General features: G+C 73.0%; 15 protein-coding genes. 6 read left to right on the forward strand and 9 right to left on the reverse strand.

The features are described from left to right. Positions 1–139 precede the first annotated feature (139 nt). Genes hutU through hutI form a run of 4 tightly spaced genes read left to right on the forward strand, consistent with a single transcriptional unit; the run spans position 140 to position 5,364 of the window. On the forward strand, positions 140–1,792 hold the full coding sequence (gene hutU, locus KZQ38_RS03935; protein WP_219438414.1) for a urocanate hydratase: 1,653 nt from the start codon (positions 140–142) through the stop codon (positions 1,790–1,792). After that, a complete protein-coding gene (locus tag KZQ38_RS03940; RefSeq protein WP_219438416.1) occupies positions 1,785–2,960 on the forward strand; it encodes an allantoate amidohydrolase in 1,176 nt (391 codons plus the stop codon). Before hutU ends, KZQ38_RS03940 begins: the two co-directional genes overlap by 8 nt. After that, positions 2,957–4,225 (forward strand): formimidoylglutamate deiminase, encoded by a 1,269-nt coding sequence (locus KZQ38_RS03945; protein ID WP_219438418.1) that lies wholly within the window; start codon positions 2,957–2,959, stop codon positions 4,223–4,225. Before KZQ38_RS03940 ends, KZQ38_RS03945 begins: the two co-directional genes overlap by 4 nt. Continuing rightward, complete coding sequence (hutI, locus tag KZQ38_RS03950) at positions 4,222–5,364, forward strand: imidazolonepropionase (RefSeq protein WP_219438420.1); 1,143 nt, start codon at positions 4,222–4,224, stop codon at positions 5,362–5,364. The genes KZQ38_RS03945 and hutI overlap by 4 nt, the downstream gene beginning before the upstream one ends. A 6-nt stretch (positions 5,365–5,370) precedes the next feature. On the opposite strand, the gene KZQ38_RS03955 is transcribed toward hutI, so the two are convergent. The 4 genes from KZQ38_RS03955 to KZQ38_RS03970 form a co-directional block, all read right to left on the reverse strand. After that, positions 5,371–5,805 carry a hypothetical protein gene (locus tag KZQ38_RS03955; protein WP_219438422.1) on the reverse strand — a complete coding sequence of 145 codons (435 nt, stop codon included), beginning with the start codon at positions 5,803–5,805 and terminating at the stop codon, positions 5,371–5,373. Continuing rightward, positions 5,802–7,073, reverse strand: coding sequence for an O-antigen ligase family protein (locus KZQ38_RS03960; RefSeq protein WP_219438424.1), 1,272 nt, complete (start codon positions 7,071–7,073; stop codon positions 5,802–5,804). The genes KZQ38_RS03955 and KZQ38_RS03960 overlap by 4 nt, the downstream gene beginning before the upstream one ends. Before the next feature lie 491 nt (positions 7,074–7,564). Beyond that, positions 7,565–7,747 carry a DUF6104 family protein gene (locus tag KZQ38_RS03965; protein WP_219438426.1) on the reverse strand — a complete coding sequence of 61 codons (183 nt, stop codon included), beginning with the start codon at positions 7,745–7,747 and terminating at the stop codon, positions 7,565–7,567. Between the two features lie 3 nt (positions 7,748–7,750). Further along, positions 7,751–11,461, reverse strand: coding sequence for a multifunctional oxoglutarate decarboxylase/oxoglutarate dehydrogenase thiamine pyrophosphate-binding subunit/dihydrolipoyllysine-residue succinyltransferase subunit (locus KZQ38_RS03970; RefSeq protein WP_219438428.1), 3,711 nt, complete (start codon positions 11,459–11,461; stop codon positions 7,751–7,753). A 392-nt stretch (positions 11,462–11,853) separates the two neighbouring features. On the opposite strand from KZQ38_RS03970, the gene KZQ38_RS03975 reads away from it, so the two are divergent. Next, positions 11,854–12,213, forward strand: coding sequence for an ArsR/SmtB family transcription factor (locus KZQ38_RS03975; protein ID WP_219438430.1), 360 nt, complete (start codon positions 11,854–11,856; stop codon positions 12,211–12,213). Continuing rightward, positions 12,210–12,692 carry an SRPBCC family protein gene (locus KZQ38_RS03980; protein WP_219438433.1) on the forward strand — a complete coding sequence of 161 codons (483 nt, stop codon included), beginning with the start codon at positions 12,210–12,212 and terminating at the stop codon, positions 12,690–12,692. Before KZQ38_RS03975 ends, KZQ38_RS03980 begins: the two co-directional genes overlap by 4 nt. 230 nt (positions 12,693–12,922) lie before the next feature. Here KZQ38_RS03980 and KZQ38_RS03985 read toward each other — a convergent pair whose 3' ends face one another. From KZQ38_RS03985 to KZQ38_RS04005, 5 genes are all read right to left on the reverse strand, one after another. Then, positions 12,923–16,642, reverse strand: coding sequence for an ABC transporter ATP-binding protein (locus tag KZQ38_RS03985; protein ID WP_219438435.1), 3,720 nt, complete (start codon positions 16,640–16,642; stop codon positions 12,923–12,925). Positions 16,643–16,746: 104 nt separating this feature from the next. After that, a complete protein-coding gene (locus KZQ38_RS03990) occupies positions 16,747–17,622 on the reverse strand; it encodes an ABC-2 transporter permease (RefSeq protein ID WP_219438437.1) in 876 nt (291 codons plus the stop codon). After that, positions 17,622–18,764 (reverse strand): ABC transporter ATP-binding protein, encoded by a 1,143-nt coding sequence (locus tag KZQ38_RS03995; RefSeq protein WP_219438439.1) that lies wholly within the window; start codon positions 18,762–18,764, stop codon positions 17,622–17,624. The genes KZQ38_RS03990 and KZQ38_RS03995 overlap by 1 nt, the downstream gene beginning before the upstream one ends. A gap of 46 nt (positions 18,765–18,810) precedes the next feature. Beyond that, the gene (locus KZQ38_RS04000; RefSeq protein WP_219438440.1) at positions 18,811–19,188 is read right to left on the reverse strand and encodes a hypothetical protein; all 378 of its coding nucleotides are present in this window, start codon (positions 19,186–19,188) and stop codon (positions 18,811–18,813) included. A 3-nt stretch (positions 19,189–19,191) separates the two neighbouring features. Continuing rightward, positions 19,192–19,374: a hypothetical protein gene (locus tag KZQ38_RS04005; RefSeq protein WP_219438442.1), complete on the reverse strand. Its 183-nt coding sequence runs from the start codon at positions 19,372–19,374 to the stop codon at positions 19,192–19,194. Positions 19,375–19,671 lie beyond the last annotated feature (297 nt).

Consider the following 19,671-nt stretch of genomic DNA (forward strand, 5'->3'; position numbering starts at 1 on the left):
CGCGGAGGGGACAAGTCCGATGTAGACGCTGTGCCGAAATGACCTGGGGGCGTGGGCACTGCCGTGCTCACGCCCCCGTCGTTTCAGAGACACCGAAGTTGAACAACCCGCGACCGCGCGGGAGAGACGAGCAGATGCCATGAACGCGAAGATCCGTGCCCGTCGGGGAACCGAGCTGGCCGCCAAGAGCTGGGGTACCGAGGCAGCACTGCGGATGCTGCAGAACAACCTCGACCCGGAGGTGGCCGAGCGCCCTGAAGACCTGGTGGTCTACGGGGGCACGGCGAAGGCCGCGCGTGACTGGGACTGCTTCCACGCCATCTCCCGCGAGCTGACCCGACTGGCCGACGACGAGACCCTGCTGGTGCAGTCGGGCAAGCCGGTCGGGGTGCTGCGCACGCACGAGTGGGCGCCGCGGGTGCTGATCGCCAACGCCAACCTGGTCCCGGACTGGGCGGACTGGCCGGAGTTCCGCCGGCTGGAGAAGCTCGGGCTGACCATGTACGGCAACATGACCGCGGGCTCGTGGATCTACATCGGCACCCAGGGCATCCTCCAGGGCACCTACGAGACGTTCGCGGCCGTGGCGCGCAAGCGGTTCGGCGGCACGTTGAAGGGCACGCTCACGGTCACCGCGGGGCTCGGTGGCATGGGCGGCGCGCAGCCGCTGGCCGTGACCATGAACGAGGGCGTCGCCCTGTGCATCGAGGTCGACCCGAAGCGGGCGCGCCGCCGCGTGGAAACCCGGTACCTGGACGAGATCGCGGACGACATCGACGACGCCGTCGACCGCGTGCTCCGGGCGAAGGCCGACGGCCGCCCGCTGTCGGTGGCCCTGATCGGCAACGCCGCCGAGGTGCTGCCGGAGCTGCTGCGCCGCGACGTGCCGGTGGACGTCGTCACCGACCAGACCTCGGCGCACGACCCGCTGGCGTACCTGCCGAAGGGCGTCGACCTGGCCGACTGGGCGGACTACGCGGCGAAGAGCCCCGAGGAGTTCACCGACCGGGCGCGGGAGTCGATGGCCGCCCACGTGGAGGCGATGGTCGGCTTCATGGACCGCGGCGCGGAGGTGTTCGACTACGGCAACTCCATCCGCGGTGAGGCGCAGCTCGGGGGCTACGAGCGGGCGTTCGAGTTCCCCGGTTTCGTCCCCGCCTACATCCGGCCGCTGTTCTGCGAGGGCAAGGGCCCGTTCCGCTGGGCGGCGCTGTCCGGCGACCCGGCCGACATCGCCAAGACCGACCAGGCGATCCTGGAGCTGTTCCCGGAGGACGAGCAGCTCGCCCGGTGGATCCGGATGGTGGGCGAGCGGGTGGAGTTCCAGGGCCTGCCGGCCCGGATCTGCTGGCTGGGCTACGGCGAGCGGCACCGCGCGGGCCTGAAGTTCAACGAGATGGTGGCCAGCGGCGAGCTGTCCGCGCCGATCGTGATCGGCCGGGACCACCTCGACTGCGGCTCGGTCGCCTCCCCGCACCGGGAGACCGAGGCGATGGCGGACGGCTCGGACGCGATCGCCGACTGGCCGCTGCTCAACGCCCTGGTGAACACGGCGTCCGGCGCGACGTGGGTGTCCATCCACCACGGCGGCGGCGTCGGCATCGGCCGGTCCATCCACGCCGGGCAGGTGACCGTCGCCGACGGCACCGAGCTGGCGGCGCGCAAGCTGGAGCGCGTGCTGACCAACGACCCGGGCATGGGCGTGATCCGCCACGCGGACGCCGGGTACCCGGAGGCGCAGGACGTGGCCGAGGCCAAGGGCGTCAAGATCCCGATGGCGAGCCATGACTGACCTCGTCGACATCGCGGACGTGGGCCGCGACCCGCGGCGCGGCGGGTACTCCCGGCACGGGTTCGACCGGGTGGAGCTGGAGCTGCGGGAGTGGTTCACCGAGCAGGCGCGGCGGCGCGGGCTCGACGTGCGGCCCGACCGCAACGGGAACCTGTGGGCGTGGTGGGGCGCCCCGGGTCCGGACGCGGTGGTCACCGGCAGCCACCTGGACTCGGTGCCCGGCGGCGGCGCGTTCGACGGGCCGCTCGGCGTGGTGTCCGCGTTGCAGGCCGTCGACCTGTTGCAGGCCAAGGGTTTCCGACCCGCGAAGCCGTTCGCCGTGGTGGTGTTCGTGGAGGAGGAGGGCGGTCGGTTCGGCGTGGCGTGCCTCGGCTCGCGGCTGCTCACCGGCGCGATCGACCCGGCCCGCGCGGCGGCGTTGACCGACCCGGACGGCGTGACGTTCGGCGAGGCGGCGCGTGCCGCCGGGTTCGACCCGGCGCGGATGGGCCGGGACGACGAGGCGTTGGCGACCATCGGCCGGTTCGTCGAGCTGCACGTGGAGCAGGGGCGCGGGTTGACCGTGCCCGTGGGGTTGGCCGCGTCGATCCTCGCGCACGGCCGGTGGCGGTACACGTTCACCGGCGAGGGCAACCACGCGGGCGCGACGCTGGTCGAGGACCGGCGTGACCCGATGCTGCCGGCGTCGCGGCTGGTGCTGGCGGCGCGGCGGGCCGCGACCGGCGGCGCGCGGGCCACCGTGGGCAGGCTCGTGCCCAACCCCGGTGGCACCAACGTGATCGCGTCGTCGGTGGACGTCTGGCTGGACGCGCGTGCCGAGGACGACGCGCGCACCCGCGAGGTGGTCGCGTTGATCACCGAGGAGGCCGAGCGCGCGGCGGCCGACGAGGGGTGCGCCCTGCGGGTGACCGAGGAGTCGTACGGCGACACGGTGTGGTTCGACCAGGCGTTGGCGGCGGAGGTGTCCGACGTGCTGGGCGGCGTGCCTTCGCTGCCCAGCGGCGCCGGTCACGACGCGGGCATCCTCGCCGCGCACGTGCCGACCGCCATGCTGTTCGTGCGCAACCCGACCGGGATCAGCCACGCACCCGAGGAGTTCGCCGAGGCCGAGGACTGCGCGGCGGGTGTGGTGGCGTTGGCGACTGCGTTGGAGCGGCTGGCCGGATGAAGAACTTCTGGTGCGAACGCGCGTGGCTGCCCGACGGCGTCGCGGCCCGCGTCCTGGTCCGCGTGGACCGCGCGGGCACGATCACCGAGGTGTCCACCGTGGACACGATTCCGCTGGGGTGCGAACGGCTGTACGGGATGGTGTTCCCGGGCTTCGCCAACGCGCACTCGCACGCGTTCCACCGCGCGCTGCGCGGCCGGACGCACGGTGGCGGCGGCACGTTCTGGACGTGGCGGGACGAGATGTACCGGGTCGCGGCGAGCCTCACCCCGGAGCGCTACCTCGTCCTGGCCCGCGCGGTGTACGCGGAGATGGCGGTGGCCGGCGTGACGGCGGTGGGCGAGTTCCACTACCTGCACGACGGCGGCAACGAGATGGGCGAGGCGTTGCGCCGGGCCGCCGCCGACGCCGGTGTCCGGATCACCCTGCTGGACGCCTGCTACCTCGCGGGCGGCATCGGCCGTGCCGTGTCGGGCGTGCAGGAGCGGTTCTCCGACGGCACGGCGGAGCGGTGGGCGGCCCGGGTCGCCGAGCTGCGCGAGGACGACAACACGCGGATCGGCGCGGCGATCCACTCGGTGCGCGCCGTGCCCCGCGAGGAGCTGGCGGTCGTGGCGGGCGCGTTCCCGGACCGGCCGCTGCACGTGCACCTCTCGGAGCAGCCGGCCGAGAACGAGCAGACCCTCGCGGCGTACGGGCTCACCCCGACCGAGCTGCTGCACGAGGCGGGTGCGCTCACACCGCGCACCACCGCCGTCCACGCCACCCACCTGTCCACAAAGGACATATCGCTGCTCGGCGCGGCGGGCGTCGGCGCGTGCTTCTGCCCCACCACGGAAGCGGACCTGGCGGACGGCATCGGTCCGGCGCGTGAGCTGTCCGACGCGGGCAGCCCGCTGTCGTTGGGCAGCGACCAGCACGCCGTGGTGGACCCGCTGCTGGAAGCACGCGGCCTGGAGCACGGCGAGCGCCTGCGCACCGGGCAGCGCGGCCGGTTCGCGCCGGCCGAGCTGGTCGACGCGTTGACCAACCACGCGGCGATCGGCTGGGCGGGCGGCGGCCGGATCGCGGTCGGCGCGCCCGCCGACCTGGTCGCGGTCGGCCTGGACTCGGTCCGCACCGCGGGCAGCGCGCCGGAGCAGGTGCCGCTGACCGCGACGGCGGCCGACGTGCGGGTGGTCGTGTCCGGCGGCAGGGTGGTGGCGCGCGACGGCGTCCACGAAACCCTCGGCGACGTCGGGAAGCTGCTGAAGGCGGTCGTATGAGCACCCTGATCACCAACATCGGCGAACTCACCACCAACTCGGACCTCGGGCGGCTCACCGGCGCCGCGCTGGTCCTGGACGGCGGGCAGGTGGCATGGGTCGGCGCGGCGGCCGACGCGCCACCGGCCGACGACCGGTTCGACGCCGCGGGCCGGGCCGTCCTGCCGGGCTGGGTGGACAGCCACACGCACCTGGTGTTCGCGGGCGACCGCACCGCCGAGTTCGAGGCGCGGATGGCCGGGCAGCCCTACCGCGCGGGTGGTATCGCCACCACGGTCGACGCCACCCGCGCCGCGTCCGACGACGAGCTGGCCGCCACCCTCCGGCGGCACCTCGCGGAGGCCGTCGCGCAGGGCACCACGTTCCTGGAGACCAAGACCGGCTACGGGCTGACCACCGCGGACGAGCTGCGGTCGGCCCGGGTCGCCGCCGCGCACGCCGACGAGACGACGTTCCTCGGCGCGCACCTCGTGCCGCCGGGCGCGGACGCCGACGAGTACGTGGCGCTGGTGTGCGGTGAGATGCTGGACGCCGTCGCGCCGCACGTGCGGTGGGCGGACGTGTTCTGCGAGCGGGGCGCGTTCGACGTCGACCAGTCGCGGGCGGTGCTGGACGCCGCCGCCGCCCGCGGCCTGGGGCTGCGGGTGCACGGCAACCAGCTCGGCGAAGGGCCCGGCGTGCGGCTGGCGGTGGAGGTCGGCGCGGCGAGCGTCGACCACTGCACCTACCTGTCGGCGGCCGACGTCGACGCGCTCGCGGGCTCGGACACCGTCGCCACGCTGCTCCCGGCGTGCGACCTGTCGACGCGGCAGGCCCTGCCGCCCGCGCGTGCCCTGCTCGACGCGGGCGCGACGGTCGCGCTGGCCAGCAACTGCAACCCGGGCAGCTCGTACACGACGTCCATGGCGTACTGCGTGACGACGGCCGTGCTCCAGATGCGGATGACTGTCGAGGAAGCCGTGCACGCGGCGACCAGGGGCGGTGCGCTCGCCCTGCGCCGGGACGACGTGGGTCACCTGTCGCCGGGTGCGCGTGCCGACGTGCACGTCCTGGACGCGCCGAGCGCGACGCACCTGGCCTACCGGCCGGGTGTCCCGCTCACCGCGGCCGTGTGGCGCGCGGGTGAGCGGGTCCGCTGACCGGGGTCACTTCTCCAGCTGAATCTCCCGGTGGTCGGTGTACGGGCCGCCGGGGAGCGGGACGCTCAGGTAGCCGGACGCGAACGCCGTGCCCTTGCGGAACGGCTTGCCGCTCGCGTGCAGGTTGACCGTCGCGTACTGGGTGCTGCCCGTGCAGGACGGGATGCTCGTGCTGCCGTTGCCGGTGGCCAGGGCGTTGTTCACGCGCTGGGTGACCTGCGTGCTGACGTGGGCGTTGACGCCCTGCGGGCACACGAACGAGACCTGGACCGCCAGGGCCGCGCCGTCGGCGAGGACGGTGGCGGGGGACAGGACGCGCAGGGCGCCCACCGAGGGCGACTGCGCGCCCACCTCCGCGCTGCCGGGCAGGGCGGACGCGATGAGCGCGCCCGCCGCGACGGCGGTGATGGCCAGCGCGTGGGCGGGTCTGATCTTGTTCACGGGTGCTCCTCCGAGGTGTGGACGGGTGTGGCGAGCCCGGTGCACACGCCGGCGACCAGCAGGGTCACCGGCAGGTGCCACAGGAAGTCGAAGCCGCTGTGGACGGCGAGCACGGCCAGGGCGGCGACCGCGCCCGCCCACGGCCCGCCGGTGCGCCGCCGCACCGCGCGGAACACCGCGAAGAGCACGCAGCCGAGCAGCGCCAGGCCGATCGCGCCGAGTTCCACCAGCACCTGGAGGTACTCGTCGTGCGCGTACCGCATCACGCGCGAGTGGCCGTCGCGGAGGAAGGTGAACCAGCCGTTGCCGGGGCCGACGCCGAACAGCGGGTTCGCGCGCACGAGGTCCAGCGCCGCGCCGGCCGCGCCCGTGCGGTCCGGCGAACTCAACGACCACCGCCCGCCGAGCCGGCCCGCGAAGGCGGCGAACGAGGCCGCGCCGACCACCAGGACGACGGCGGCCGACCGCGGCAGCCGCGCCGCGCCCACCGCGACCGCCACCCCGGCCACCAGCCCGGCGACGGCCACGACCGGTGACGGCGGGCCGACCGGGAACGAGGGCGACAACGCCGCGACCGCCACCGCGGCGCCCAGCACGGGTGGCGCGATCCGCCGCCACGAGCCCAGCAGGCCGAGCACGACCAGGCCGACGAGCAACGCCAGCGCACCGGCTCGGCTCAACGTCGCGCCGAGGCCCGTCATCAGGACGGACGCGGCGGCGGTGTGCGGTGCGGAGGGGCGTGCCACGGCGAGCACGGCCGTCGCCGCGCAGAGCGCTGCCAGGGCGTTGGGGTAGGTGAGCGTGGAGGAGGCGCGCGTCAGCCCCTCGGCCACCGTCGACCACGAGGGGATACGCCACACCACCGCGGCCCACCCGGTGAGCGCGGCCAGGGTGCCGATGCCGATCAGGACCGACGCGCACAACTCCCGTTGCCGGGCGTCCGAGCGTTCGGCCACGTAAGCCGCGGCGGCGAACACCCCCACGGCCGCAACGGTCGCCCACGGCGTGCCGCTCGCGGTCCCGCGCACCACGGCCCACAACGCGAGCGCGGCGCACGCGGCCATGACGGGCGTGAGCCGGGGGCGGGTGCGCAGCGCCAGGAGGAGGGCGAGCCCCGTGACCGAGGCGGCGAGCACGCGACCGGGCAGGTGATACCCGCCCTGCGCCACCACGGCCGCCGACAGGGCGGCGAGCAGCACGAGGAGCGGCAGCGGCAGCGCGTCGCCTTGGCGCGGCACAGCGCGAGCGACGCCCGTCGAGCCCCCCATGCACCGGCCTCCCCAGACCAGGCCCCCGTGCGGGGACAGCGCGGATCGTATCGACGGCCGACGCGCCGGATGAGCCGTTTTCCACCCGCCGGGGCGGAATTGCGCCACCCGGCGCGTGGGCACGCCCTTCGGGGTAGGCACCGCTGGACCGTTCGCGCTCAAGGCCACCGCATCCGCCCCCCACGCGCGCCCCGCCCCGCGAGTGCCCCCGCCGCCGACCACGGCGAGCGTCCCGCCACCGCCCCGCCCCGCGAGTGCCCCGCCCCCGCCACCGCCCTGCCCGCCGGCGAGTGTCCCGCCCCCACGCGCGCCCCGCCCCCACGAGCGGCCCCGCCGCCGACCACGGCGAGTGCCCCGCCTCCGCGAGCGCCTGCCGCCGCGAGCGCCCCGCCTCCGCTTCGCCCCCCCGGCCGCCCCGAGCGTCCTCCCGCCCCAACGCGAACGCCCCCGCGAGCGGGTGCTCGCGGGGGCGTTCGGTGAGGCCGACGGGGTCAGTCCTCGGGGTCGTCCTGGTCGTCACGCGCCAGGTGGGTGGCCAGGCGCTCGATGGCCGTCTCGAACTCGGGATGCGCGTCCACGAAGGCGCGGAGGCGGTCGGCCAGCCAGGCGAGGGTCACTTCCTCCTCGCCCCGGCGGGCCTCCAGCTCCTCGATACCGCGGTCGGTGAAGTACATCGCCTACTCGAACGCCTTCGTGATCAGTTCGCGCTGCTCGACCTCGTGGACCTTCGACGAGCCGGCCGACGGCGCGGCCATCGGGCGGCGCGACACGCGCTTGATCGCGAACCGCTGCGGCAGCAGCTCCGGCAGCGCCAGGCCGAGGAACGGCCACGCGCCCTGGTTGGCCGGCTCCTCCTGCACCCACCGCAGCTCGGTCGCGTTCGGGTAGCGCTCCAGCGCCTCCGTCAGCTTCCGGGCGGGCACCGGGTAGAGCTGCTCCAGGCGCACGATCGCGGTGTCCTTGAGGCCCTGCTTCTCCTGCTCGGCGGCCAGCTCGTAGTAGACCTTGCCGCTGCACAGCAGCACGCGCCGGACACCGGCCGGGTCGGGCCGCGTCGGGTCGTCGATCACCGAGTGGAAGCGCTCCTCGACGAACGGCTCCACCGGCGACGTCGCCGCCTTCAGGCGCAGCATCGACTTCGGGGTGAACACCACCAGCGGGCGGTTCACGCCGTCCAGCGCGTGCCTGCGCAGCAGGTGGAAGTAGTTCGCCGGCGTGGACGGGATGGCGATGGTCATCGAGCCCTCCGCGCACAGCTGGAGGAAGCGCTCGATGCGGCCGGACGTGTGGTCCGGGCCCTGGCCCTCGTGGCCGTGCGGCAGCAGCAGCACGACGTCCGAGCGCTGACCCCACTTCGCCTCACCGGACGAGATGAACTCGTCGATGACCGGCTGCGCGCCGTTGACGAAGTCGCCGAACTGCGCCTCCCACAGCACCAGCGCGTCGGGGTTCGCCACCGAGTAGCCGTACTCGAAGCCGAGCGCGGCGAACTCGGACAGCACCGAGTCGTACACCATGAACTTGCCCTGCTCGTCGGACAGGTTCTGGAGCGGCGTGTACTCCTCGGAGCGCTTGCGGTCCACCAGGGTCGCGTGCCGCTGCACGAACGTGCCGCGCCGCGAGTCCTGACCCGCCAGCCGGACCGTGCGGCCCTCCATCACCAGCGAGCCGAACGCCAGCAGCTCGGCGAACGCCCAGTCGATGCCGCCCTCGCGCGCCATCTTGACGCGCCGCTCCAGCACCGGCTTGACGCGCGGGTGCGGCGTGAAGCCCTCCGGCAGGTTGACGTGCGCGTCGGCGATGTGCTCGATCACGGAGCGGTCGATGCCGGTCGGCAGCTTGGTCGGGACCTGCTGCTCGGCCTCCACCGACGGCGACGCCTTGATCGGGTGCTTCTCCAGCTCGCGCACCTCGTTGAAGACGTGCTCCAGCTGCGACGAGAAGTCCTGGAGCGCCTTCTCCGCCTCCTCGACGGAGATGTCGCCGCGCCCGATCAGCGACTCGGTGTAGATCTTGCGCACCGAGCGCTTGGTGTCGATCACGTCGTACATGGCGGGCTGCGTCATCGACGGGTCGTCGCCCTCGTTGTGGCCACGCCGGCGGTAGCAGACCATGTCGATGACGACGTCCTTGTTGAACGTCTGCCGGTAGTCGACGGCCAGCTTCGCGACCCAGTAGCACGCCTCCGGGTCGTCGCCGTTCACGTGGAACACCGGCGCGCCGATCATCTTGGCCACGTCGGTCGAATACTTCGAGGACCGCGAGTGCTCCGGCGCGGTGGTGAAGCCGACCTGGTTGTTCACCACGACGTGCACCGTGCCGCCGGTGCGGTAACCACGTACCAGCGCCAGGTTCAGCGTCTCGGCGACCACGCCCTGACCGGCGAACGCGGCGTCGCCGTGCAGCGCGACCGGCAGCACGGTGAAGCCCTCGCCGCCCTTGTCCAGCACGTCCTGCTTGGCGCGGACGATGCCCTCCAGCACCGGGTCCACGGCCTCCAGGTGCGACGGGTTCGCGGTCAGCGACACCTTCGTCTCACCGTCGCCGAACATGCGGAAATACTTGCCCTCGGCGCCGAGGTGGTACTTCACGTCGCCGGAGCCGTGCGCCTGGCCGGGGTCGAGGTTGCCCTCGAACTCGCGGAAGATCTGCGATATCGGCTTGCCCACGATGTTCGCCAGGACGTTCAGCCGGCCGCGGTGCGGCATACCGATGACGACCTCGTCCAGCTCGTGCTCGGCGGCCTTGTCCAGCACCGCGTCCAGCAGCGGGATGACCGTCTCGCCGCCTTCCAGCGAGAACCGCTTCTGGCCGACGTACTTGGTCTGGAGGAACGTCTCGAACGCCTCGGCCGCGTTCAGCTTGGACAGGATGTACTTCTGCACGGTGGCCGGCGGCTTCTCGTGCGGCACCTCGACCCGCTCCTGGATCCACAGGCGCTCGGCCGGCTCCAGGATGTGCATGTACTCGACGCCGACCGTGCGGCAGTACGAGTTGCGCAGCACGCCGAGGATGTCCCGCAGCTTCATCCGCTCCTGGCCCGCGAACCCGCCGACCGGGAACTCCCGGTCCAGGTCCCACAGGGTCAGGCCGTGCGACAGGACGTCCAGGTCCTGGTGGCTGCGCTGGCGGTAGTTCAGCGGGTCCGTGTCGGCCATCAGGTGACCGCGGGTGCGGAACGCGTCGATCAGCTCGATGACGCGGGCGGTCTTGTCGACCGCGCCCTCGGGGATGTCGGCGACCCAGCGGATCGGCTCGTACGGCAGCCGCAGCGACGTGAAGACGTCGTCGTAGAAGCCGTCCTCGCCCAGCAGGAGCTGGTGGATGCGCTTGAGGAACTCGCCGGACTCCGCGCCCTGGATGATGCGGTGGTCGTAGGTCGAGGTCAGCGTGATGATCTTGCTGACGCCCATCTCGACCAGGGCCTGCTCGCTGGTGCCCTGGAAGTGCGCCGGGTACTCCATCGCGCCGACGCCGATGATCGCGCCCTGACCCGCGGTCAGGCGCGGCACCGAGTGGTTGGTGCCGATGGTGCCCGGGTTGGTGAGCGAGATGGTGGTGCCGGAGAAGTCCTCGGCGGTCAGCGAGCCGCCGCGCGCCTTGCGGATCAGGTCCTCGTACGCCTGCCAGAACTGCGTGAACGTCATGTTCTCGCAGCCCTTGATGGAGGCGACCACCAGCGACCGGGACCCGTCCTTGCCGGGCAGGTCGATCGCGAGGCCGAAGTTCACGTGCTCCGGCGTCACCACGAACGGCTTGCCGTCGACCTCGGCGAAGTGCCGGTTCAGGTTCGGGAACGCCTGGAGCGCCCGGACCACGGCGTAGCCGATGAGGTGGGTGAACGAGACCTTGCCACCACGCGTGCGCTTGAGGTGGTTGTTGATCACGATGCGGTTGTCCGCCAGCAGCTTGGCGGGCACGGCGCGCACGCTGGTCGCGGTCGGAACGGTGAGCGACAGCTCCATGTTCTTCGCGATCGCGGCGGCGGCGCCGCGCAGCTGCTTCTGCTGGTCGCCGGCGGCGGGCTGCACCGGGGCGGCCTTCGCGGCCTGCGCGGGGGCGGGCTTGCTCGTGGGCGGCAGCGTCGTGGTCTTCGGCGCGGTCGTCTTCGGCGGGGCGGCCTTCGGCGCGGGCTTCGACGGGGTCGGCGGCTGCTTGGTGGCCGTCGCGGTGGCCGCCGGCGCGTTGTTCGCCGGCGCGTTGCTCGCGGTCGGGGAGCCGGCCTCCGCCGCGGCGCCGTTGCCGGACCGCTGCGTCGACTTGTAGTCGGCGAAGAAGTCGTGCCAGGCCGGGTCTACCGACGACGGGTCGGCGAGGAACTGCTCGTACATCTCCTCGACCAGCCACTCATTGGGGCCGAACTGTGAAGCAGGACTGCTGCTGGACACGGCTGGCGCTCGCCTCTATCCATCTCGCTCTTGGTGTTGACTCACTCATGGTCAGGCTAGTCCCCCGTCTGGTGCACTTCACACGGAGGAGGGCTCGGGCAACGAGTGCTCCCTCACAGGATCGATCCGGACATCGGTCCCGTTATGGGTGCTTGAGCTGTTCTTGAGGTGTCGACCCGGGCACGTCCGGCCCGGCCGCGCGCGTCCGGGGCTTCGGCGGGTCGCCCCCGTTGAGTGTGACCGCCCGGGTCGCGGACGGCACGTCGAGTGAGAATCCAGGGTGCGGAGGTCCGTACGGACCATCTGTACTGCGTTTTCAACGTTTTGGTTGACAAACCTGGCGGTTGAGTCCTACGGTTTGTTCAACCGCGCGGTTGAGTGAGGGAGCGGGTATGGAAGACCGGCTTTCGCGGGTGTTCGCGGCGCTGGCGGACCCCATTCGGCGGGACATGGTGGCCCGGTTGGCCGTCGCGGACGCGACGGTCAACGAGCTGGCCGAGCCCTACGCCGTGACCGTGCAGGCGGTGTCCAAGCACCTGAAGGTGCTGGAGGACGCCGGGTTGGTCAGTCGGAGCCGGCAGGCCCAGCGGCGGCCGGTGCACCTGGAAGCGGAGGTGTTCGACCTGATGACCAAGTGGATCGAGCGGTACCGGCGGGAGGCGGAGCAGCGCTACCAGCGCTTGGACGCCGTGCTCGCCGAGATGGACGACAACAACCGGGCGGAAGACCAACAGCGAGGAGCAGCATCATGAGCAGCACCACCCACCGCGAGGTCGTCATCACGACCGACCCGAACCTGCCGACGATCCAGATCGTCCGCGAGTTCGACGCGCCGCCCGCCGCGGTGTTCCGCGCCCACGCGGAGCCCGAGCTGGTGAAGCGGTGGCTCGGTCCGCGCGGCTTGACCATGGACATCAAGCACTGGGAAGCGGTGACCGGCGGCGCGTACCGGTACTCGCACCGCGACGACAACGGCGAGTACAGGTTCTACGGCTCGTTCCACGAGGTGCGGCCGGGTGAGCGCATCGTGCAGACCTTCACCTTCGAGGGATACCCGGACGCGGTAGCGCTGGAGACCATCTTCTTCGAGGACCTCGGCGACAACCGCACCCGCCTGCGGAGCCTGACCGTGTTCGACACGATCGAGAACCGGGACGGGGCCGTGGCCAGCGGCATGGCCTCGGGCGTGGACGAGGGGTACCAGCAGCTGGACGAGCTGCTCGCCTCCTGAGCACCGGCCGCCCGGCGGGTGCCGGGCCTGCCCGGTGTCCGAGGGCGGGCCGGCCCGGCGGGTGCCGGGTCGGCCCGGTGTCCGGGGGCGGGTCGGCCCGGTGTCGGCGGTTCGGGCACCGCCGGCACCGGCCCGCCTCGCCGGGGGCCGGCCGACCGCCGGCACCGGGTGCGGGGGCGCCGACCTGCCGGGTGGGTGCCCCGCACCGCCGCCCGAGCGGTTCGCCGGGCTCAGTGAGACCCCGTGCTGTGCGACCACAGCCGGGCGTAGCGGCCGTTGGCGGCGAGCAGGTCGGCGTGCGTGCCCTCCTCCACGACCTTCCCCCCGTCGAGCACGATGATCCGGTCCGCCCGCGCCGCCGTGGCCAGGCGGTGCGCCACCACGAACGTCGTCCGCGCCCCGGCGAGGTGCTCGTTGGCCGCCAGCACCGCGGACTCCGTCGCGGGGTCCAGCGCGGCCGTCGCCTCGTCCAGCAGGAGCAGCTCCGGCTGCACCAGCTCGGCCCGCGCGAGCGCCACGAGCTGCCGCTGACCCGCGGACAGCCCCTGCCCGCGCTCGCCGACCTGCTGCCGGAACGCCGCGGGCAGCGCCGCCACCACCGGCAGCGCGCCGACCGCGCGCACCGCCCGCTCGACCTCGGCCCGCGTCGCACCCGGCCGCCCGTACGCCACGTTCTCGGCCACGTCCCCGCCGAACAGGTGCGCCTCCTGCGGCACGACGCCGAGCCGCTGCCGGAACGCCGCCAGGTCGTAGTCCCGCACGTCCACGCCGTCCACCAGCACCCGGCCCTCGACCACGTCGTAGAACCGCGCCACCAGCTTGACCAGCGTCGACTTGCCCGCGCCGGTCTCGCCGACGAGCGCCACCGTCTCACCCGGCGCGACCCGCAGCGACACGTCCGCCAACGCCGCCCGCTCGACACCGGGGTACCGGAACGTCACGTGGTCCAGCACCACCTCGCCACGCAGCCGCTCGACCGGCACCGGGTGCTCGGCGGCAGGCACGCTGGTCGGCGTCCGCAGCAGGTCGCCGATCCGCACCAGGCCGACGCGCGCCTGCTGGTACCCGTCGAACACGCCGGACAACTGGTACAGCGGCGCGAAGAACAGCCCCAGGTACAACACGAACGCCAGCAGCACGCCCGGCGACAACGCGCCCTCCGCCACCCGGTACGCGCCCACCACCAGGACGGCCGCCTGCGCCACCCCCGACAGCAGCGCGAGGAACGGGAAGTACGTCGCGATGTACCGCTGCGCCCGGATGCGGGACCGCCGGTACGCGTCGCTGCGCTCGGCGAACGCCTCGGCCGACCGCGCCTCCCTGGTGTACGCCTGCGACACGCGCAGCCCCGACACGTTCTCCTGGAGGTCGGCGTTGACCGCGCTGACCCGCTCCCGCGCCTCGGCGTACGCCCGCGACGACAGCTTCTGGAAAACCACCGTCGCCACCACCAGCACCGGCAGCACGGCCAGCGCCACCAGCGCCAGCGACGGGTCGGTCACCACCAGCGCCACCGCGATGCCGACCACGGTCAGCACGCTGATCACGAACGTCGTCAACCCGGTCTGGAGGAAGCTCGACAACGCGTCCACGTCCGTCGTCATCCGGGTCATGATCCGCCCGGCCATCTCGCGCTCGTAGTAGTCGAGCCCGAGCCGTTGCAGGTGGGCGTAGCTGCGCACGCGCAGCAGGTACAGCAACCGCTCGCCGATCCGCGACGTCAGCACGGTACCCGCCGCCGCCGACAGCCACCCCGCGCCGACCAGCACCAGCCCGATCGCCGCCGCGAGCCACAGCATCTCCGCCCGCCCGCCGACGACGCCGTCGTCCACGCCCAGCCGCACCAGGTTCGGCAGCCCCACCGAGAGCGCCGCGTCGACCAGCAGCAACCCGCCGACGCCGAGCATGGCCCACCGCACCGGCCGCAGCAGGCCGCGCAGCCGGAAGCCGGGGTCGGGCGCGCGCGGGTCCTCGCCACGCAGGTCCGGCACCTCGTGCGCGGGTGGCAGGGCGTGCACGCGGGCCAGCAGCTCCGGGGTCGGCGGGGTGCCGCCGACGAGCGCGGACGTGCTGCCGCCACCACGTGGTTTCGCGGCCCGCGCCGAGTCGACCGAGCGGTTGGCGGCCCGCACCGCGATCTCGTCCTCGTCGGTCTCCGGCCACAGGTCGGGCGTCACGCCGTCCGGTCCGGGCTCCAACGCGGCATCGGCCCGGGGGTCGACCTGCTCGATCGCCTCGCCCGGCCCGGCCAGCAGCTCCCGGTACAACGCGCAGCGCTCGGTCAGCTCGTCGTGCGTGCCCGTGTCGACCACGACACCCGCGTCGAGCACGGCGATCCGGTCGGCGAGGCTCAACGACGACCGCCGGTGCGCGATCAGGATCGTGGTCCGGGTCGCGGTGACCTCGGCCAGCGTGCGGTGGATCGCCGCCTCCGTCGCCGGGTCGACGGCGGACGTCGCGTCGTCCAGCACCAGCACCCGCGGGTCGGACAGCAGGGCGCGGGCGAGCGCCACCCGCTGCCGCTGCCCGCCGGACAGCGTCAGGCCGCGTTCGCCCACCCTGGTGTCGTAACCGTCCGGCAGGGCCGTGATGAACCCGTGCGCCTCGGCGGCCCGCGCCGCCGCCTCCACCTGCTCGTCGGACGCGTCGGGCAGGCCGTAGGCGATGTTCGCCCGGACCGTGTCCGAGAACAGGAACGCCTCCTCGAACACCACGCCCACGGTGCGCCGCAGCGATTCCAGCCGCAGTTCGCGCACGTCCACGCCGCCCACCCGGATCGCGCCCGCGTGCACGTCGTAGAACCGGGGCAGCAGCAGGGACACGGTCGACTTGCCGGAGCCCGCCGTGCCGACGACGGCCAGCGTCTCGCCGGGCGCGACCTTCAACGACACGTCGGACAGCACCGGCTCGCTGCGCGTGTACCCGAAGGTCACCTGGTCCAGCTCCACCGACACCGGTCCGGCGGGCACGTCCCGCGCGCCTTCCACCACGTCCGGCTGGGAGTCGACCAGCTCGTACACCCGCTCCACGCCCGCGCGGGCCAGCTGCGCGGTCACCATCAGGCTGGACAGCAGCCGGGTGGGGCCGACCAGGTTCGCCACGTAGGTCGCGAACGCGAGGAACGTCCCGAGCGACACCTCGCCGCGCAACGCCAGCCACCCGCCGAGCGCCAGCACCGCGACCTGCCCGACGAACGGCAGGGCGTTGAGCGTGGCGGCCGGCCGCGACGCGAGCCGGGCGGCGCGCATCCGCTCCGCGAACAACGTCCGCGCCCGCTTCTCCAGCCGCGCGACCTCGCGCGCCTCCTGCCCGAAGCCCTTCACGACGCGCACGCCGGTCACGGTCTCCTCGACGTGCTGCGCCACGTCCGCCGCCCGCTGCTGCGCCGACCACGTCGCCGGGAACAGGGTGAGCCTGGTGCGCACCGCGACGAACGCCACGGCGGGCACGACCACCAGCGCGATCAGCGTCAGCAGCGGCGACAGCCAGAACATCGCGCCCAGCGCGGCCACCGCGAACACGACGGTGCCGAACGCGAGCGGCGTCATCGACAGGAGGCTGTTCACGAGCTGGAGGTCGGTGATCGACCGGGACACCACCTGGCCGGTGCGCAACGCGTCCTGCTTCGGCCCGTCCAGCCGCTGCACGGCGTGGAACACCGCCTGCCGCAGGTCGTGCTGCACGTCGACGGCGAGCCGCCCGCCCAGGTAACGCCGCAGGAAGGCGGTGCCGAAGGTCAGCAGCTCCAGGCCGACCAGCACGGCGGCGAGCCACGCCAGGCGGTCGGTGCGGCCCGCCGTGGCGTCGTCCACGGCGACCTTGACCAGCAACGGCGACACCGCCTGGAGGCCGACGCCGACGACGGCCGCCAGCACCGAGGTCACCACCAGCGGCCGGTGCTGCCAGCACGCGGAGGCGAGTCGGCGGATCCAGCCCTGGGTGCGCGTCACGCGTCCACATTAGGTCTGCGGACCGACAGGGTCGGGTCGCGAAACGGGTGAGGACCGCCTCCCCGCTGCGGGGTGACGGTCCTCACAGTCCGAAATTCACAAGATCAGGTGATGTCCTTGCGCTGAGTGACGGCCCAGCCACCGAGGAAGAACAACGCCGTCCACGCCAGGAACACCAGACCGCTGAGCCACCAGTCGAACGCGCCCAGCGCGCCCGCGATCGCCCGCAGCACCTCGACCAGGTCGTCCGGCACGACGCCCGCCGTGGACAGGAACAGCGACGCCGCGACCGAACCGGTCAGGCCGTTCACCGAGCCGTTCGGCAGGAAGCCGACCAGCTCCGGCAGGCCCTGCGTGCTGACCACGAGCTGGAGGCCGTTCTCGATCAGCAGCATGTACAGCACCAGGACCACCGTGGTGCCGACCGGGCTGGTCATCAGCGCGCCGACGCCCACGCCGAACATCGTCATCAGCACCGAGGCCAGCACGCCGACACCGGCCATGGCCAGCCAGCCCGCGGCGTCCGGCAACGAGGACGAGTCCGAGGTGAGCGCGATGCCGATGGACACCGCCGCCACGATCGCCAGGCCGTAGATCGCGCCCCACAGCACGTAGACCACGAGCTTCGCGCTCAGCGCCGACACCCGGTTCGGCGCGGTCAGGAACGTGGTGGTGATCGTCCGGCGGTTGATCTCGGTGGAGATCGCCAGGCCGCCGAAGATCATCGGGAAGATGGTGGCGATGTTGATGCTGCGGGCCATCCCGAACAACGACACCTGCCACTGCGACGGGTCGATGCCCAGCAGCCGCGTCAGCTCCTCGGCGTCGCTGCTGTTCACCGCGTCCATGATGTTCTTGCCGACGAACCCGGTGCCCAGCGCCCAGCCCAGGGCGATCAGCACGGTCGGGATCAGCAGGCCCCACCACAGGCCCGTGGTGGTCGTCTTGCGGAACTCCGCCTTGATCAGGTTGCCCAGCATCACGCACCGCCCCCGAGACCGCTCTGACCCTGACCGGGCTGGTAACCCGATGGCGGGTCCTGGTAGCCGGGTGGTGGTGGAGGCGGCTGGTAGCCCGGTTGCTGCTGGTAGGGCTGCTGGTAACCCGGCTGCTGGTACGGCTGCTGCTGGTAGGGCTGCTGGTACCCGGGCGGCGGCGCGTGGTAGCCGGTGCCCGGCCCCACCGGCGGCTGCCCGCCGTACTGGGTCGGGGCCGCCGCGTACTGGCCGTTGGTGAGCTGGAAGAACAGCCGCTCCAGGTCGGCCTTCTCCTCCTGGATGCCGTAGATGGACACGCCGGCCTTCAGCGCCGTGTCGGCGACCTGCTTGGCCTCCACGCCCGCGACCGCGATGCGCCCGTCCGGCAGCGGCTCGATCGCCGTGATCCCCTCCTCGCGGAGGGCGGCGACCAGCGCGGCCGGGTCCGACGGCTGCACCAGGACCCGGCCCTGCTGCTGGTCGCGCAGGTTGTCCAGCGGTCCGTAGTACATGGTCTGGCCGCGCGAGACGATCACCACCTGGTCCACGGTCTGCTCGACCTCGGCGAGCAGGTGGCTGGAGATCAGCACCGTGCGCCCGCTGCGCGCGTACGACTGGAGGAACGAGCGCAGCCAGGCGATGCCCTCGGGGTCCAGGCCGTTCGCCGGCTCGTCCAGCACCAGCACCTGCGGGTCGCCGAGCAACGCGGTCGCCAGCGCGAGCCGCTGCTTCATGCCCAGCGAGAACGCGCCCGCCCGGCGGTCGCCCGCCGCACCCAGCCCGACCAGTTGCAGCACCTGGTCGGCACGCACGTCGGGCACGCCGATCGCCGCCGCGTACACGCGCAGGTGGTTGCGGGCCGAGCGCTTGGGGTGGAAGCCCTGCGCCTCCAGCACCGCACCCACCACGCGTGCCGGGTTGCCCAGCTCGTGGAACGGCCGGCCGTTGATCAGACCGATGCCCGCGGTGGGCGTGACCAGGCCGAGCAACATGCGCAGCGTGGTGGTCTTGCCCGCGCCGTTGGGCCCGAGGAAGCCGGTGACGGAACCCGGTTCCACCGTGAAGCTGAGATTCTGCACCGCTGCGACCGGACCGAACTGCTTGGTCAAGTTCTGCACCACGATGCGGCCACTGCCGTCGTGCACGCGTCCCTCCCGAATGCTCTTCGGGCGACATCCTGCCTTAGGCGGGTCAGTCGGGGAGGGCGTGTCGTGGTTTCGAGACCGCCACCGGCAGCTCGGTGGTGGTCTCGGCCTCGCGGATGCGGGCGAACGGACCGCGCAGCGGGCGGCGGCGCTCGCGGTGCGGCAGCCCCTCGCCGATCAGGTGCTGGTGGGCCATCGTCCACACCTGGCACGGCCACTTCTTGTGCCGCAGCACGCCGGGGCACGCGCCGCAGCGGCCGTCGGGATCGGGCTGGTGCACGGTGAGCAGCAGCCGCCAGCCGTCGGTGAGGCGGTGGATCTCGGCCCGCGCCAGCGGCACGAGCGCCTCGGCCGCGCCCCGCTCGGCGACCTCTTCCAGCTGGGTGAGCCTCCGCAGCACGGCGGCGCGCAACGCGTCGTCCACCCGTCACATCCTGTTCGCGGCTTGGTCCAGCAGGCGGTGCAGCCTGCGGGTCTGGGTGACGGACATCACAGCCGACTCGCCCGGCGGTGAGACCAGCAGCACCCGGTCGTCCTCCACCAGGACGGTCATGGACCGGTCCCGGCCGAACGGGTCGTGGCAGTCGATCCAGCCCTGCGGTTCAGCCATGTGCGCTCCGATCGGAGTGGCGGCGACGCGCGGGGCACCGCGCGAAGGGCAGCGGACCCGCGCCGAGGCGGCGGGCGCCTCGCTGTAGTCCATCGGCCGACCGGGCGTCGTGACTTACCCGTTACGCGGCGAATTCACTCGTTTGCTTGAGGCCGGACACGGCCCGTGTTCCGAAAGGTCAAGACTTGTGCGTCAGATGGCTGGGGCGGCTGGGCACGGCCCCCGGTTCCCGGCTAGCATTGGTGGCGCGGCCCGCTCCCAGTGACCCCCAGGCTGGTTGAGCGGGCCGCCTTCTCG

Source organism: Saccharothrix obliqua (assembly GCF_019375475.1).
Taxonomy (GTDB): Bacteria; Actinomycetota; Actinomycetes; order Mycobacteriales; family Pseudonocardiaceae; genus Actinosynnema; species Actinosynnema obliqua.